We start from the raw sequence: 15,709 nt of genomic DNA, 5'->3' as shown, positions 1-15,709 counted from the left end.
CGAGAAAGTGCGTGGGGCCCGCGGCCATGCCGGGGCGCATTGCAGTACGGCTTTATCCTAACCGGTCAGACCAGTTGAATGTCATAATGCCCAGGCAGTATATGGCTGTCAACGCCAAACCGGGGGCGGCCGCGCACCCCTGCCTTGAGAATTCCGCGATGAACACCGTCGAACACATAGCCCAGCAGTTGCAGGCCCGCATCCGCCAGCGCGATTGGGCCGAGGCCGGCAAGCTGCCGGGGCAGCGCCAGCTGGCCGAGGAACTGGGCGTAAGCCGCGCCTCGCTGCGCGAGGCCATCACCATGCTGGAAGGGCTGGGACTGCTGCGCAGCGAAGCCGGCCGCGGCGTGTTCATCGCCCGGCCCGGCGAAAAAGGCCTGGGCAGCGCCTACGGCCGCTGGCGTTTCCAGGGCCGCTATGCCTTGCGTGATGTCTATCTGGTGCGCAACCAGCTGGAGGAGCTGGCAGCCGGCCTGGCCGCGGGCGTCGTCACCCAGGCGGGGCTGGCCCGCCTGCGCGCCACCATCACGCACATGGAACAGGCCGCCGACGCCGGCGACCTGGTGGCCATGTCGGAAGGCGACCGCGCCTTCCACGCCTGCCTGTACGAGATCGCCGGCAGCCCGATGTTGCTGGACCTGGCCGAGAACATCGCGGAAGTGGTGGACGGCAGCCGGCAGGTCGCGTTCGCCGATCCGGCGCGCGTGCGCGAGCCCATCTACGAACACGCGGCCATCATCGACGCGCTGGCTACCGGTTCGGCCGACGCCGCGCGGCGCGCCATGCGCGCCCACATCTGCAACGTGGCCGACCGCGCGGGCCTGTCGCTGACGATCCCGGGCGCCTGAGTCTCCCTACCGCTGTCCGTCGTGCACGGACACGGCTTCCTTGGTCAGCCCGCCCAGCCGCGAATGCACCCGGCCGCCCGTACCCATGACCAGGGCGAACAGGATCTCGTTGGCGCGCGGCGCATCCTGGATGCCGATCTCGATGCTGTTGAAGTGGCTGCGCACATACGAAGCGTGGATGTAGTGCACCGGCACCATCATGCGGTAGCCGGCCACGGCCACGGCCTTGACGGCGGGCACCATGGCGCGGGGTTCGCCCAGCACGCTGCGCATGGCCCAGCCGCCGGCCTCGTGCCAGACCGCGCCGTGCTCCATTTCACCGTCCAGGCCGACGATGGCGGCCTTGCTGTAGACCTCGATCTGCTCCTTGCCGCCCAGCGTCTCGACCAGCTCGGTCGCCAGCAGCGTGCCCAGGCTGCGCAGTTCGGCCATGAAGGGCATCAGATCCGGCTCGTAGCGGCCGGCGTAGGGATTGCGGATGACGGCGCAGGACGCCGCCAGCTTGAGTGGCCTCTCGGGCGCCGGGCCGTTCTCGTGGTAGGTGGTCTCGAGGATGAGGCAGCGTTTGCGGATATCGATCAGCGACATGCGGGGAATTCCTGGTAGCAGTTGAAAGAGGACGTTCTATTGCGGCGGGATGTCGGTTTCCTTGACGATGGCCGCCCATTTGTCGATCTCGGCGCGTACGAAGCCGCCGAATTCGGCCGGGGTCTGCTGCTTGACGGTCAGGCCCTGGCGCTCATAGGTCTGCTTGAGTTCGCTGTTGGCCAGGGCCTTGCCCAGCGATTGCGACAGGCGTTCCACCACGGGCGCGGGCAGGCCGGCCGGACCCATCAAGCCGAACCACACGGTCAGATCGAAGCCGGCGGCGCCGGTTTCATTGAGCGTGGGGATGTCCGGCGCCAGCGGAAAGCGTTCGGGAGTGCTGACCCCGTAGGTCTTGACCTTGCCGGCGCGCGCCTGCTGCAGGCCGTTGGCCAGATCGGTGAACGTGAGGTCGACGGTGCCGCCGATGACGTCGGTGAGCGCCTGCGGACCGCCGCGGTAGGGCACCGGCGTAACGTTGATCTTGCCCATGGACGCCAGCTTGGCGCCGAACACCTGCGCGCTGCCCGAGCCGTAGGCATAGGTCAGCTTGCCGGGATGCCGGGCGCCATAGGCAAACAGATCGGATACCTTGCTGCCCGGCATGCGCGGCGAACCCACCAGCAGATAGGGCGTTTCGGCGACGGCGCCGATGGGCGCGAGGTCGGTGGCGGGGTTGTAGGGCAGGTCCTTGAACAGGCTCACGCCGCTGGCCGCCGTGGACACGCCCACCACCACCAGGGTGTAGCCGTCGGGCTTGGCGCGGGCCACGTCATGGGTGCCGATGATGCCGTTGGCGCCGGGCTTGTTTTCCACCACTACCGGCTGGCCAAGATCGTCGGCCATGGCTTTGCCCAGGCTGCGGGCCACCACGTCGGTGATGCTGCCTGGCGGAAAGGGTACGACCATGCGGATGGGATGGTCGGGGTAGCCCGCGGCGCCGGCGGGCGCGAGCGGGGCGCCCAGCACCAGCGCCAGCGCAAGCGCGGCGGCAGATCGTTTCATGCTTGTCTCCTGTGGATCTCGTTATCGTTGGCGTCCGGCGCTTCAGGCGGGAGCCGGGGTTTCCAGGCGCTGCAGATAGCGGTGGATCTCGGTGTTGTCCACGCCGGCCGGCATGTCTGCAAGCGCGCGCTGCCATAGCGCCGTGCACAGCGACAGCTGCGAGGCCGGAACGCCGGCCAGGGCCTGCAGCGCATCGGCGGTGCGCAGGTCCTTGGCCATCAGCGCCAGGGCAAAGCCACCGTTGTAGGTGCCGGGCACGATGAACTGGCGCAGCTTGGTTTCGGTGGCGACGTTGCGGCCGCTGGAGGCGTTGAGCACATCGGTGAACACTTCCAGGTCCAGGTCCATGCGCTGCGCGATCAAGAGCGCTTCGCTGGCCGCCAGCAGGCCGGCCGCGTAGACGTAGTTGTTCAGCGCCTTCATCGCATGGGCGGAGCCCACGGCGCCGGTGTGGATGAGGGACGCGCCCATGCGCGAGAGCAGGGGACGCACCCGCGCCAGGCCGTCGGCATCGGCGCCCACCATGATGGCCAGCGTGCCAGCGGCCGCCTTGGCCACCGCGCCCGACACCGGCGCGTCGATGAGCGTCACGCCCGCCGCGCGCAATAGCGGCGCCAGCCGCAGCGTTTCGGCCGGGTTGGACGAACCCATGTCCAGCAGCACGGAGCCTGGGCGCATCACGCTTGCCAGTCCATGCTCGCCTTCGATCACCGCGTTGGTGATGGCGCTGTCGGGCAGCATGGTGATGACCACGTCGCAGGCGGCCAGCGCCGATAGGCCGGCGGCCAGCCTGAGCGTCTGGTTCCAGGCGGGGTGCCCGGCCAGGCGCTCCAGGCGCGCGGGATCGCGGTCATACGCCAGGATGTTGTAGCGCTCCTCGCCGCGGGCGAGGTTTTCCAGCATGGGCAGACCCATCATGCCCAGGCCCACGAATCCTACTGTGAGAGTCATGCATTCCCTTTATCGAATCGTCCTGGAAAGCGCGCCAGGAGCCATCTGGGATGCTAATGAAAGCGCCATTTCAGCGCTTATGCTAAGTTGGCCAGGGGTTATAACAAACGATTATCGGGTCAGCCATGCGATTCAAACTCAGGCAGATGGAAGCGTTCCGGGCGGTGATGCTGACCGGTTCCATGAATGGCGCGGCCAAGCTGCTGTTCGTGTCGCAGCCCGCGGTCAGCCGTCTCATCGCCCATACCGAGCAAAGCCTGGGCCTGCAGCTGTTCGAGCGCGACAAGGGCAAGCTCACGCCCACCCCTGAAGCGCAGCGCCTGTTCCAGGAAGTGGGACCGCTGTTCGACGAGGCCCTGCGCATCGACGAACTGGCCCGCGACCTGGCCGAGCGGCCGGAGGGCGCGTTGACCCTGTGTTCCAGCCCCAGCCTGGCGCTGAACTTCGTGCCGCCGGTGATCGCGCAGTACATGGAGCTCTATCCCAACGTCAGGCTCAAGTTCCACACCACGCTGCTGTCCGACATGGCGCATGAGCTGTTGGGACGCAAGGCGGAACTGGCCGTGTCGGTGCTGCCGATAGACCATCCCAATCTGGTCGTGGAGCCGCTGGCCACGGGCGAGATGGTCTGCATCCTGCCGCAAGGCCATCCGCTGGCCGCAAGGCGGGCAGTCAGCCTGGCCGAGCTGGCCGGGTGCCGGCTGATCCTCTACAACCGCAACATCCCGTTCGGGCAGTTGGTGGCAGCGGCCTTCCAGCGCGCCGGCGTCAGCTGGAATCCGGCCGTGGAAATCGTGCGCGCCGAGCTGGCCTGCGCCCTGGTCCGGGTCGGCGCGGGCGTGGCCATCGTCGACGAGTTCTCGGTCGGGCAGCAGGGTTGGCCCGGCGTGGTGACGCGGCCGCTGCGCGAGTCCATCCCGCTGTCGCTGAGCCTGGTGCGTTCGCGCTTCGAGCGCCCCAGCCGCCAGGTGCAGCGCTTCGTGCGCCTGATCAAGGAGCACGCGCGGACCTCGCGCAAGACGGGCCGCGCCCGGCCAGCGGCGTAGCCGGCATCCGCAGGGAACGGACAGCCGGCGCATTTTCCGGACACGCCTGTTGGACCTGGCGCAAGCTTGCCTCGAATAAGCGCAGTTTGCGGATAGCGTCGGCCGGATCCGGCTAACGCGGGCCAGGCGCGCCACGCCAGTATTCGCCTCACTCAATCAGCCAACGGCGAGGTGATGCGATGAAGGGTCTGGACAATAAAGTGGCCATCGTGACCGGCGGCGCCACGCTGATCGGCGCGGGCGTGGTCGCCACGCTGCGCGCCTACGGCATGCGTGTGGCACTGTTCGATATCGACGCGGCCGGCGGCGAACGCGTGGCCGCGGCCGATCCGGCCGGCACGCGCTTCTGGCCGGTGGACATTGCCGACGACGCGCAACTGGAGCGCGGCGTGGCCGACGCCGCGGCGCATTTTGGCCGCATCGATTTCCTGGTCAACCTGGCCGCGACCTATCTGGACGACGGGGCCGCATCGGGCCGCGCCGATTGGCTGCGCGCGCTCGACGTGAACGTGGTCAGCGCCGTGATGGCCGCGCGCGCGGTCCATCCCCATCTGCTGGCCGCTGGCGGCGGGGCCATCGTCAATTTCACCAGCATTTCGTCGCGCGTCGCGCAGACCGGGCGCTGGCTCTATCCGGTGTCCAAGGCGGCGCTGCTGCAAGTCACTCGCAACATGGCGATGGACTATGCCGCCGACGGCATCCGCGTCAACTCCGTGTCGCCAGGCTGGACCTGGTCGCGCGTGATGGACGAGCTGACGCAGGGCGACCGCGCCAAGACCGACCGGGTGGCCGCGGACTACCACCTGCTGGGCCGCGCCGGCGATCCGGCCGAAGTGGCCGAGGTGGTCGCCTTCCTGCTCTCAGACCATGCCAGCTTCGTCACCGGCGCCGACTACGCGGTGGACGGCGGCTATTCCGCCATGGGTCCCGAACAGGCCAAGCCCGCAATTCCGCGCCTGGCCGCCTAGCCAAACAAAGGAGAACAAACATGCGTCGAATCGCGATCGTGGGTGGAGGGCAGGCCGGCCTGCCCCTGGCGTTGGGACTGCTGGAAAAAGGTTATGAGGTGACCGTCGTCACCAACCGCGAACCGGACGACATCCGCCGCGGCAAAGTGATGTCCAGCCAGTGCATGTTCGATGCTTCGCTGCAGGTCGAGCGTGACCTGGGCCTGAACCAGTGGGAGGCGGAATGCCCGACCGTCGACGGCATCGGCCTGGCGATCCCGCATCCGGAGCGGCCCGGCCACAAGCTGATCGATTGGGTGGCGCGCCTGGACCGGCCCGCGCAGGCGGTGGACCAGCGCATCAAGATGCCGGCCTGGATGGAGCTGTTCGCGGCACGCGGCGGCCGGCTGCTGATCCAGGACGGCGGCGTGGCCGAACTTGAACTGCTGGCCGCCTCGCATGACCTGGTGCTGCTGGCCGCGGGCAAGGGCGAGGTGGTCAAGCTGTTCGAGCGCGATGCGCTGCGGTCGCGCTTCGACCGGCCGCAGCGCGCGCTGGCGCTGACCTATGTGCACGGCATGCGCCCGGCGCCGGATCATTCTCGCGTCGCCTTCAACCTGATTCCGGGCGTGGGCGAGTACTTCGTGTTCCCGGCGCTGACCATCAGCGGTCCCTGCGAGATCATGGTGTTCGAGGGCGTGCCTGGCGGGCCGATGGATTGCTGGCGCGACATCAAGTCGCCGCAGGAGCATCTGGCGCAAAGCCTGCATATCCTGCACAGCTATCTGCCCTGGGAGGCCGAGCGCTGCAGCGCGGTGGAGCTGACCGACGCCAACGGCATCCTGGCCGGCAGCTTCGCGCCCACGGTGCGCAAGCCGGTGCTGACCCTGCCGTCGGGCCGGCTGGTGTTCGGCCTGGGCGATGCGGTGGTGACCAACGACCCTATCACGGGGCAGGGCTCGAACAACGCCACCAAGGCCTGCGCCGTGTACCTGGACGCCATTCTGGCGCATGGCGACGCTACGTTCACGGCCGAATGGATGCAGCGCACCTTCGAACGCTTCTGGGACTACGCAGGCGCGGTGGTGGAATGGACCAACTCCATGCTGCTGCCGCCGGCGCCGCACCTGCTCAAATTGCTGCAGGCCGCGGACCACACGCCGGCGATCGCCAGCACCATCGCCAACGGCTTCAACCATCCGCCGTCGCTGTACCCCTGGTGGGGCGACGCCACGGCCTGCGAGGCTTTCATCGCGGCGCAGCCGGCGCGGGCGGCGGCATGAAGCCCGATTGCGCAGCGGGCCTGCCCCTGGACTGGGGCTGCACCGATCTGCATCCCAAGGTCCTGCGCGGCGTGCTCGGCAGCTATCCGACCGGTGTGGCCATCGTCGCCACGCGCTGTCCGGACGGCCGCCGGGTCGGGCTCACCATCAACTCCTTCGCTTCGCTGTCGCTGGACCCGCCGCTGGTGTTGTGGAGCCTGGTGAACCATTCGCCCAACCTGGCGGCGTTCCGCGATTGCAGCCACTTCACCATCAGCGTGCTGGCCTGCGGCCAGGAAGAGTTGGCGCTGCGTTTTGCCAGTTCTTCTGTTCCGGACAAGTTCGCGGGAGCGCCCGTGCACGACGTGCCGGAAGGCGTGCCCGCCATCGAAGGGGCGGTGGCCACCCTGGTCTGCGCCAACGACCAGCAAAGCCCCGCGGGCGATCACCTGCTGCTGTTCGGCCGGGTGCTGCGCGTGGCCAGCGTGACGGCCACGCCGTTGGTGTTCCATGCAGGGCGCTTCACTGCGTTGAGCGCCGCATAGGGCTCGCACGCGATTCCTTTCAATGTCCACGGGCCCCGGCGGCCTGTTTTCCCATCGGAGCGCATCATGCCCCTGGAGTCAGAGGCGCAGGTCATCATCGTCGGCAGCGGCATGAATTCGCTGGTCTGCGCGGCCTTGCTGGCGCAGCGCGGGAAGTCCGTGCTGGTGCTGGAACGCAACGACAGGCTGGGTGGCTGCATCCGCACCGAGGAGCTGTTTCCCGGCTACCGCCACGACGTGCTGTCCTGCTGGTATCCGCTGTTTGTCGGCAGTCCCGCCTATGCGGCGCTCAAACCCGCGTTGCAGGAAGCCGGACTGGAATTCATGCAGGGCGAATACGCCACCGGGCTGGTGCTGCCCGACGGCTCGGGCCTGGCCTTGAAGCAGGATGTGGCGGACAGCGCGCGGCGGCTGGATGCCTGGGCGCCCGGCGATGGCGCAGCCTTCGGCGCCATGGCGCAGCGCCTGTTCGGCGAGGACGCGGCGCTGACCTTCGGCCTGCTGGGCCAGAATCCCTACGGCGCGGGCATGCTCAAGCTGCTATTCGGCGAATGGCGCAAGCGCGGCATGGACGGCCTGGCCGCCTTTGCCGCCGACTCGATGGAGAGCTTTCGCCGCTGGTCAGAACGCGCGTTGCAGTCTGATGCCGCGCGTGCACTGATCGCGCCCTGGGTACTGCACACCGGCCTGGGTCCGGACGACGCCTGTTCCGCGCTGATCGGCAAGCTGACCTTTGCCGCGGTCGTGGCCGGCGGCATGCCGGTGGTCAAGGGCGGCGGCAGCGGCGTGGTGGACGCGCTGGCCGCCGTCATCGAACGGCACGGCGGCCGCCTGCAGACCGGCGCCGAGGTCGAACGCATCATCACAAGCGGCCAGGGCAAGCGGCGCCGCGCGGTGGGCGTGCTGGCAGGCGGACGCGAATATCGCGCGACAGTAGCGGTGGTCTGCAATGTGACGCCCGGCCAGTTGTACGGCCAGTTGCTGCCCGACGCGCCGCCCGCCGTGCGCGAACGCGCCGCTGGCTATCGCTACGGCCGCGGCGGCATGCAGATCCATTTCGCGCTGAATGCGCCGCCGGATTGGCTGACGCCGGAATTGCGCCACGTGCCGCTGGTGCATCTGACCGAGAGCATGGAACAGGTCTGCGCTTCGGTGACCGAGGCCAACAACGGCCTGCTGTCCGCGCGCCCCACGCTGGCCATCGGCCAGCCCGTCGCGGTCGACCCGACGCGCGCGCCGCCGGGCGGCTGGATCCTGTGGGTGCAGATGCAGGAACTGCCGGCGCGGATCAAGGGCGATGCCGCGGGCGAGATCGCGGCGCCTGCCGACGGCCGCTGGAACGAGGCCGTGCGCGAGGCGATGGCCGACCGGGTGCAGGCGCGCATGGAACGGGTCATGCCGGGCCTGGCGCGGCGCATCGTCGGCCGGCGGGCGTACTCGCCGGCGGACCTGGAAGGCCTGAACCGCAACCTGGTGGGCGGCGACCCCTATTCGGGCGTGTGTTCGCCCGACCAGTTCTTCTGGCTGCGGCCCTTTGCCGGAAGCCAGGGTGCGCGCGGCCACCGCACGCCGCTGCGCAATCTCTTTCACATCGGCGCCGCCACCCACCCGGGCCCCGGCCTGGGGGGCGGTTCCGGCTATCTCGTCGCACAACAAATAGGCAGGAGGGGAACATGAACGGACACCTGAAAATCCGGCGGCTTGCTGGCGCCTTGGCATTGGCGCTGGCTGGCACGGGAGCCCAGGCCACGGAGGGCGGCGGCCTGGGCATCTATCCGGACGGACTGGAGAACTTCATGTCGGGCGCGCTGCCGCCGCCCGGCGTGCACATGCTGGTCTATGCCGGCGGGGCGCGCTACGACACGCTGCGCGGCAACGACGGCCAGCGCGTGCCGGTGCCCGGCTTCAAGGTGGACGTCAATGTGCTGGCGCCGCGCCTGATCTGGGTTACGCAGCAGCAGGTCATGGGCGGCCAGCTGGCCTTCCACGCCATCGCGCCGCTGCTGGACGTGACCGCCAAGGCTGCTGGGCAACGCAACCGCAGCACCGGCCTGGGCGACATGACGCTGGGCGTGGCGCTGGGCTATCACCCGTCCGAAAGCCTGCACTACGTGGTGGGGTTGGACATGTACGCGCCCACCGGCGAATACGACCGCAAGGACCCGTCCAGCCTGGGCAAGAACTACTGGACCGCGCAGCCGGTGTTCGCCCTGAGCCGCATCAGCCCGGACGGCTTCAACGCCGACCTGAAAGTCATGTACGACTTCAACTTCACCAATTCCGCCACCGATACGCGTTCAGGCCAGGCCCTGCACGCCGACTACGCGCTGGGCTGGGGCGTGGGCAAGGGCTGGGTGCTGGGGGTGGGCGGCTACGCCTTCCAGCAAGTCACCGACGACAGCGGCCCGAACAGCGCCGCCGGCCGCGCCCGCGCTTTCGGCTTCGGCCCCTCGGTGCGCTACATGAATGAAAAAGGCTGGCTGTTCACGGCCAAATGGCAGCAGGACTTCAAGGTCAAGAACCGGCCCGAGGGCGCGCAGCTGTATGTGAAGCTGGGGATACCGTTCTAGGTCTGGCGGCTGCACTGGAAGGCCCTGGCTGTCCGTCTCTGCGGGGCTGTCCTGCTGGTATCGTTGCGCTGTCGATGGGACGGGGCAGGGACATGAATCTGTACGAAGCGATACGCTGGGGCAACGAATCCGAGGACCCGTACACTGGCGGTCCGGATGGCGCGGATACCTGTTTCCTGGTGCGGGCGGAATCGGTCGAGGAGGCTGGACGGCTTGCGGATGCGGCATTGCGCGGCGCCCGGTGCGGGCTGGCGGACTGGACCCAGGTTCTGCACTTGCTCGGCACGGAACAGGCCACGGACAGTGAACCTCGAATCCTGCGTGGACCCTATTTGCAGCACGCCTACCGGCATGGTTGGCGTCTCTGGAACCGGGCCGAGGCGGCGGCGCCATGGGTCGAACAGCACTAGGCGACGGGCCATTCGGCGCGGTGGCTGCTTGCCTTGCCCCTGAAGTCCTTGGACGGCAAACCGAACAAGCTGAGCCTTGTCGAGGGAGTCCTCGCGCTCGCGGAGCAATGCAGGCGTTGTTGGGATGCAACTGCAGGCCCGCTCCCACGGGGAGTTTCGCGACTCGCTCACCATTCCGGCTGACGGTGGAATAGCATCCCGCGTGGAGATATCCGCGCCGGCGAGCGCTTACGGGGAAAACGATGAAAAGAACAGTTTCGGCGCTGGCGCTTTGCTTGTGCGGCGGACTTGCCGCGGCACAGAACACGAGCAGCAGCTTTGAAGTGCAGGAGCCGATGCGTAACTCCTTGGGCTTTCCAATGGGTAGCGACGGCGGCCAGGAGTGGCTGGGCGACAAGGCGGTCGCGCACATGGGTTTCATTGCAGCCTGCAGGCTGTACCCGGCAGACGGGCCGGAGGTCCAGGGGATGGTGGCCATGGCCCTGGCCCAAGCGAGCCTGGGCATGGACCTGGCCCGCGCGCCGACAGACCCGGCCGCGCTGCGCGCCAGGCTCGCCCAGCGCTTGAATTCCCAGGAAGGGCGCAAGGACGCGGCGGAAAAAATCCAGGCCATGCGCAAGCGCGTCTTGGCCGAGCAGGCGCATGCGGGCAAGCTGATAGACGCCTCCGTGGCTTTTACGGGCAAGAATGCGAACCCCTGCGAGCTCGAGCGCTACTACGCGCGTCAATTCCTGACACAGCACAAGGACGGCGCCATGAAGGCCGCTCCCAGGATCAATCAAATCGCGCGGGAGGTCATGGCGCAGGACTCCTCTGCCAAGGCCAAGCCGGCTGCGCCAGCCCGACCCTGAAGCGCCGCCGCCTCACCCGCGTCGCCGCAAACTCTGGCTGGGACTCACGCCGTAGCGTTCCTTATATCCGGCGCTGAAGCGCCCCATGTGCGCGAAGCCCCAACGCAGCGCCACGCCGGCGATGTTGCGGCTTTCGCCCGAGACCAGTTCGGCGTGCGCGCGTTCCATGCGCAGGTCGCGCAGGTAATGCATGGGGCTCACGCCCAGGAATTCCTTGAATCCCGCGTACAGGCTGCGCACGCTGACGCCGGCGATGCGCGCCAACTGTTCGGCGCTGATGGGTTCGTGCGCATGCGCCTGCAGATAGTCCTGTACGCTGCGCACGTGGCGCGGCAGCACCGCGCCGCGGCGGCCGGGCAGGGCGCCGTTGTAGTTGTGGGGCTGGGCTGACAGCAAGGTGGCGGCGACCAGCTGTTCCATCTGATGCACGATGAGCTTGTGCTCGGCCAGGTTCGCGTGCTGGGTGGAGCAGTCCAGCAGATAGCTCATCAGGCAGCGCCAAGCTGGACATTCGCGCCAGCGGAACCCCAGCTGGAAGCGCAGCGGCCGATCCAGCGCACAGCCCAGATGGCCCACCAGGGTGCGTTCCAGCAGCGAGCGGCCCACGCGCAGCATGAACTGGTCGTTGTCGTCGGCCCAGCGCATGGCCAGGTCGTCGTCCGGGCTGACGACCGACGCGACCTCGGGCGTCGAATCCACTTGCTGCGGGCCGCTGCTGATGCGGGCGCAGCCCGACAACGGCATCTGCACCAGGAAGAAGTCCTCGAGCGGACCGGGACGGATTTCGACGTTGGCACCATAGCGCAGGCGATTCAGAGAGACCTCGCCCAGCGGCTGGTGGTGCATGCGGGCGTCCAGGCGCTGCAGCGCGCCGACCACGCCCAGGTGGTGCGGACGCATCACGCGGCCGACCATGGAGCGGGCTTCGTCCAGATCGCCGGAGGCGAACAATTGCTGCGCCGGCAGGCCCAGGACCGACTCGATCCGCGGCGCGGCCGGCGGCCAAGTCGTGCTGGTGGCGGACTGCATCGTGTCGAGCATGGGGAAACTCCACTGCCGGGGCCTTGAAGGCTTTGATAGTAAAGCTGCGCCGGACAGGGCGGACTGGTGGAAAACCCGTCCAGAGGAGGCCGGACCTATCCGATTTTGGCGTCGGCTATCCGACATGCGCAGAAAACCTCTTGCAAGCGCATATTGACAACCGGTTTCCAATACTGGAAACTGGTTGTCAATTAGGCGATGCACAGGAGGCCAGAAATGAATCCAACCAAGGAAGAACGGCTCACCGGGGTGATCCTGACCTTGTTCCAGTTGAACGGCGCGTTGCTTGATTGGGGCGACGCCTTCGTCGCGCCCGAGGCGCTGACGAGCGCCCGCTGGCAGATGCTGGGCGCCCTGGCGCTGGCAGGGCAGCCTTTGAGCGCGCCGCAGGTCGCCGCCGCGATGGGCGTGACACGCCAGGGCGCGCAGAAGCAGCTGAACCTGCTGTCCGAGGCGCAACTGGTGGAGGTCCGCCCCAATCCGCAGCACAAACGCTCGCCGCTGTACCAGCTGACCGATGGGGGGCGGCGCGTCTATGGCGCCATCGACGCGCGCTGGAAGGAGCGCGCGCGCCAACTGGCCGGCGGCTTCAGCGCCGCTGAACTGGAAACGGCGGGGAGGGTGCTGGCGGGCCTGCTGGCCGCGCACGTTCCCGCGCCACCGGAGCAAGATCATGAAACATAGAATCCATGCCGCTGCCGCCCTGTTGACGCTGCTGTTTCTGGCGGCGTTTTGGATCTCGACAGTGGCGTCCGAACTGTTCCTGGCCGCATCCGCGGTGGCCCAGGTCAAGCTTGCCATCGCTTATGCGCTGTTGGGTTTCGTGCCCGTCATGATGCTGACCGCCGCCAGCGGTTTCCTGATGGGCGGCAAGGGCAGGCATCCGCTGCTGTTGGCCAAGCGTAAACGCATGCCCTTCATCGCGGCCAATGGTTTGCTGATTCTGGTTCCCGCGGCGGTGTTCCTGGCGCTGCGCGCGCAGGCGGGCTTGCTGGACGGGGTGTTCTACGGGGTGCAGGTCTTGGAGCTGGCGGCAGGCGCGGCCAACCTGGCGCTGATCGGACTGAACATCCGCGACGGCCTCAGGCTGGGCCGCTTGCGGCGGGGCGCGCAAGAACAGGGCCGGTCCTAGCGTCCCGCCCCGCTGCGCGGGACGAGAGGCCAGCCGGCCCTGTTGCCTCAGTGCATCTTGCCGTAGCGTCCGGCGTTGAAGTCCTGGATCGCTTCGACGATTTCCGCCTGCGTGTTCATCACGAAGGGGCCGTAGCCGACCACCGGCTCGTCGATGGGCTCGCCGCTCAACACCAGGAACACCGCGTCGTTGTTGGCTTCGACGGTGATGTCCTCGCCCTCCAGGGAGAACAGCGCCAGCTGCGCATCACGCGCCACGGTTTCCCCGTTGACCAGCACCGTGCCGCGCAGAACGACCAGCATGCTGTTGCGGCCTTCGGCGACGGGGAAGGTCGCCGACTTGCCGGCGGCCAGCCTCACGTCCCACACGTCCATCGGCGTGAAGGTGCGCGCCGGTCCCGCGTGACCCGCGTAGTTGCCCGCGATCACGCGCAGCTTGCCCGCACCGTCCGGCAGGTCCACCGTCGGGATGTCCGCGTCGAGGATGCCCTGGTAGCCGGCCGGCGCCATCTTGTCCTTGGCGGGCAGGTTGACCCAGAGCTGCACCATTTCCAGCTCGCCGCCCTTGCGGGTGAAGGCGTGGGAATGGAATTCCTCATGCAGGATGCCGGAGGCCGCCGTCATCCATTGCACGTCGCCGGGACCGATGACGCCGCCGTTGCCGGTGGAATCGCGGTGCTCGACTTCGCCGCTGTAGACGATGGTCACGGTTTCAAAGCCGCGGTGCGGATGCTGCCCGACGCCGCGCGGATGTTCGGCCGGCTCGAACTGCGCCGGGCCGGCGTAGTCCAGCAGCAGGAACGGGCTGGTGTTCTTGCCTTTGTCGTTGTAGGAGAACATGGAGCGCACCGGGAAGCCGTCGCCCACCCAGTGGGGACGGGGGCTGGCATGCAATCCGAGGATCTTCTTCATGGTCGTATTTCCTGTTGCGCGGCCCCAGCGGGGCCGTCCGTCATGATTAATAAGATAAGGGCGCCACCTCTTCGGCGGTAGTCCCTGGCATTGATAAGCACTGTTCCATGGATCGGACAGTGGAGGCGGAACTCGCGGCTGGCGTATCCTTTGGGCATGGAAGACGGCATGCGCACGGCCCAGGCGGGCGGCAATAACGATCAGGTCCAGGGCTTCGCCCCGGTGGCGGGGGCTGGCGCGCGCGTGCTGGTGCTGGGTTCGATGCCCGGCGTGGCATCGCTCAGGCAGGGCCGCTATTACGCCCATCCGCGCAACGCCTTCTGGCCCATCGCGGCCAGCGTCTTCGGCTTCGATCCCGGCCTGGACTATGCACAGCGCCTGCTGGCCCTGCAGGCTGCCGGCATCGCCTTGTGGGACGTGCTGCAGGCCTGTGAACGTCCCGGCAGCCTGGACGCCGATATCCGTGGCGACACCCTGGTCGCCAATGACTTCGCCACCTTCCTTGAACGCCACCCTGGCATCGTCCGGGTCTGCTTCAACGGCGCCAAGGCCGCGGCGATGTACCGCCGCCACGTGCTGCCGGGGCTGGCCGTGCCGTTGGAATACATGGACTTGCCTTCGACCAGCCCGGCGCATGCGGCGGCCTCGTTCGAGCACAAGCTGGCCGCCTGGGGCCGGGCGCTCAAGGTCGATGATTGACGGGTTGGGTTGCGGACCGGCTCCGGGTTTACGCTTATCCGTCCCCGGTTTGATCCTTATCAAGTCTCTATATAACTCCAAGTGATAAGTTAATTCCCGTAACAGAATTAACGCTTGGAGAAGCACTATGAGTACCCCCGCCAGCCCCCCGGAACCGCCACTCCCGGGTAAACGTGGCTTCCTGAAGGGCTTATTGGGGTTGGGGGCCGCGGCCACCGTTATTCCCATCCGCGCCGAGGCCACCGGCATCAACGGCCAGCCGCCGCGCCGTCCGGGCATGCCGGGCAAGCGCTACGGAATGGTGGTCGACATGCGCAAGTGCATCGGTTGCCAGTCCTGTACGGTCAGCTGCTCCATGGAGAACCTGCCTCCCATCGGGCAGTTCCGCACCACCGTCCTGCAATACGAAGTCCTGCCCGACGCCGGCGGCCCCGCCTCCATGGTGATGCTGCCGCGCCTCTGCAACCATTGCGACAACCCGCCTTGCGTGCCCGTCTGTCCGGTGCAGGCCACCTTCCAGCGCGAAGACGGCATCGTGCTGGTCGATAACGAGCGCTGCGTGGGCTGCGCCTATTGCGTGCAGGCCTGTCCCTACGACGCCCGCTTCATCAACCACGAAACGCAGACCGCCGACAAATGCACGTTCTGCGAGCACCGTCTGGAAGCCGGGCTGCTGCCGGCCTGCGTGGAAAGCTGCGTGGGCGGCGCGCGCGTCATCGGCGACATGAATGATCCCGACAGCGCCATTTCCAAGCTGCTGGTCGAGCACAAGCAGGACATCAAGGTGCTCAAGCCCGAAATGAAGACCGATCCCCACGTCTATTACATCGGCCTGCCCGATGCGTTCGTCCACCAGGTCGACGGCCAGGCCGGCGTGCGGCTGGCTGGCGGTCATTGAGCCATCGA

Annotated in this window: 18 protein-coding genes; 13 read left to right on the top strand and 5 right to left on the bottom strand. The window is 67.7% G+C overall.

The window, feature by feature from the left end:
* The first annotated feature begins 158 nt into the window (after nucleotides 1-158).
* Nucleotides 159-848 (top strand): FadR/GntR family transcriptional regulator, encoded by a 690-nt coding sequence (locus tag AC1RHV_RS30830; protein WP_054459156.1) that lies wholly within the window; start codon nucleotides 159-161, stop codon nucleotides 846-848.
* A gap of 6 nt (nucleotides 849-854) precedes the next feature.
* On the opposite strand, the gene AC1RHV_RS30825 is transcribed toward AC1RHV_RS30830, so the two are convergent.
* The 3 genes from AC1RHV_RS30825 to AC1RHV_RS30815 are packed head-to-tail and all read right to left on the bottom strand — an operon-like array spanning nucleotide 855 to nucleotide 3,389.
* Complete coding sequence (locus AC1RHV_RS30825) at nucleotides 855-1,436, bottom strand: amino acid synthesis family protein (protein WP_119451832.1); 582 nt, start codon at nucleotides 1,434-1,436, stop codon at nucleotides 855-857.
* 36 nt (nucleotides 1,437-1,472) lie between these two features.
* Complete coding sequence (locus tag AC1RHV_RS30820) at nucleotides 1,473-2,438, bottom strand: Bug family tripartite tricarboxylate transporter substrate binding protein (protein ID WP_492302681.1); 966 nt, start codon at nucleotides 2,436-2,438, stop codon at nucleotides 1,473-1,475.
* A gap of 42 nt (nucleotides 2,439-2,480) precedes the next feature.
* Nucleotides 2,481-3,389: an NAD(P)-dependent oxidoreductase gene (locus AC1RHV_RS30815; protein ID WP_492302679.1), complete on the bottom strand. Its 909-nt coding sequence runs from the start codon at nucleotides 3,387-3,389 to the stop codon at nucleotides 2,481-2,483.
* A gap of 125 nt (nucleotides 3,390-3,514) precedes the next feature.
* Here AC1RHV_RS30815 and AC1RHV_RS30810 point away from each other — a divergent pair, with 125 nt between their 5' ends.
* The 8 genes from AC1RHV_RS30810 to AC1RHV_RS30775 all read left to right on the top strand — a co-directional run bounded on the left by AC1RHV_RS30810 (nucleotide 3,515) and on the right by AC1RHV_RS30775 (nucleotide 11,020).
* Complete coding sequence (locus tag AC1RHV_RS30810) at nucleotides 3,515-4,435, top strand: LysR family transcriptional regulator (protein ID WP_119451831.1); 921 nt, start codon at nucleotides 3,515-3,517, stop codon at nucleotides 4,433-4,435.
* Between the two features lie 179 nt (nucleotides 4,436-4,614).
* Nucleotides 4,615-5,403, top strand: a complete 789-nt coding sequence (locus tag AC1RHV_RS30805) for an SDR family oxidoreductase (RefSeq protein ID WP_054459169.1) — start codon at nucleotides 4,615-4,617, stop codon at nucleotides 5,401-5,403.
* A gap of 20 nt (nucleotides 5,404-5,423) precedes the next feature.
* A complete protein-coding gene (locus AC1RHV_RS30800) occupies nucleotides 5,424-6,665 on the top strand; it encodes a styrene monooxygenase/indole monooxygenase family protein (RefSeq protein WP_054459171.1) in 1,242 nt (413 codons plus the stop codon).
* Complete coding sequence (locus AC1RHV_RS30795) at nucleotides 6,662-7,189, top strand: flavin reductase family protein (RefSeq protein ID WP_054459173.1); 528 nt, start codon at nucleotides 6,662-6,664, stop codon at nucleotides 7,187-7,189. Before AC1RHV_RS30800 ends, AC1RHV_RS30795 begins: the two co-directional genes overlap by 4 nt.
* A gap of 66 nt (nucleotides 7,190-7,255) precedes the next feature.
* Nucleotides 7,256-8,866, top strand: a complete 1,611-nt coding sequence (locus AC1RHV_RS30790) for a phytoene desaturase family protein (RefSeq protein ID WP_492302676.1) — start codon at nucleotides 7,256-7,258, stop codon at nucleotides 8,864-8,866.
* Nucleotides 8,863-9,759, top strand: coding sequence for a SphA family protein (locus tag AC1RHV_RS30785; protein WP_054459177.1), 897 nt, complete (start codon nucleotides 8,863-8,865; stop codon nucleotides 9,757-9,759). The genes AC1RHV_RS30790 and AC1RHV_RS30785 overlap by 4 nt, the downstream gene beginning before the upstream one ends.
* A gap of 92 nt (nucleotides 9,760-9,851) precedes the next feature.
* Entirely contained in the window at nucleotides 9,852-10,169 is a 318-nt protein-coding gene (locus AC1RHV_RS30780) for a hypothetical protein (protein ID WP_125473130.1), read from the top strand.
* Between the two features lie 335 nt (nucleotides 10,170-10,504).
* Nucleotides 10,505-11,020 (top strand): hypothetical protein, encoded by a 516-nt coding sequence (locus AC1RHV_RS30775; RefSeq protein WP_156337485.1) that lies wholly within the window; start codon nucleotides 10,505-10,507, stop codon nucleotides 11,018-11,020.
* A gap of 12 nt (nucleotides 11,021-11,032) precedes the next feature.
* Here AC1RHV_RS30775 and AC1RHV_RS30770 read toward each other — a convergent pair whose 3' ends face one another.
* A complete protein-coding gene (locus AC1RHV_RS30770) occupies nucleotides 11,033-12,061 on the bottom strand; it encodes an AraC family transcriptional regulator (RefSeq protein ID WP_492302673.1) in 1,029 nt (342 codons plus the stop codon).
* 216 nt (nucleotides 12,062-12,277) lie between these two features.
* On the opposite strand from AC1RHV_RS30770, the gene AC1RHV_RS30765 reads away from it, so the two are divergent.
* Both AC1RHV_RS30765 and AC1RHV_RS30760 read left to right on the top strand, forming a co-directional pair.
* Nucleotides 12,278-12,745, top strand: coding sequence for a MarR family winged helix-turn-helix transcriptional regulator (locus AC1RHV_RS30765; RefSeq protein WP_054459184.1), 468 nt, complete (start codon nucleotides 12,278-12,280; stop codon nucleotides 12,743-12,745).
* Entirely contained in the window at nucleotides 12,735-13,193 is a 459-nt protein-coding gene (locus AC1RHV_RS30760; RefSeq protein ID WP_054459186.1) for a hypothetical protein, read from the top strand. Before AC1RHV_RS30765 ends, AC1RHV_RS30760 begins: the two co-directional genes overlap by 11 nt.
* A gap of 47 nt (nucleotides 13,194-13,240) precedes the next feature.
* Here AC1RHV_RS30760 and AC1RHV_RS30755 read toward each other — a convergent pair whose 3' ends face one another.
* Nucleotides 13,241-14,104 (bottom strand): pirin family protein, encoded by an 864-nt coding sequence (locus AC1RHV_RS30755; RefSeq protein ID WP_119451825.1) that lies wholly within the window; start codon nucleotides 14,102-14,104, stop codon nucleotides 13,241-13,243.
* Nucleotides 14,105-14,272: 168 nt separating this feature from the next.
* Between AC1RHV_RS30755 and AC1RHV_RS30750 the strand changes: the two genes are divergently transcribed.
* Nucleotides 14,273-14,803 (top strand): DNA-deoxyinosine glycosylase, encoded by a 531-nt coding sequence (locus AC1RHV_RS30750; RefSeq protein ID WP_156337486.1) that lies wholly within the window; start codon nucleotides 14,273-14,275, stop codon nucleotides 14,801-14,803.
* A gap of 127 nt (nucleotides 14,804-14,930) precedes the next feature.
* The gene (dsrO, locus tag AC1RHV_RS30745) at nucleotides 14,931-15,701 is read left to right on the top strand and encodes a sulfate reduction electron transfer complex DsrMKJOP subunit DsrO (protein ID WP_054459191.1); all 771 of its coding nucleotides are present in this window, start codon (nucleotides 14,931-14,933) and stop codon (nucleotides 15,699-15,701) included.
* The last annotated feature ends 8 nt before the right edge of the window (nucleotides 15,702-15,709 follow it).

This window comes from Achromobacter sp. GW823-FHT04E03 (assembly GCF_058796095.1).
The sequence above is the reverse complement of the archived record's forward strand: the minus strand, read 5'-3'. Positions and strand labels throughout refer to the sequence as shown.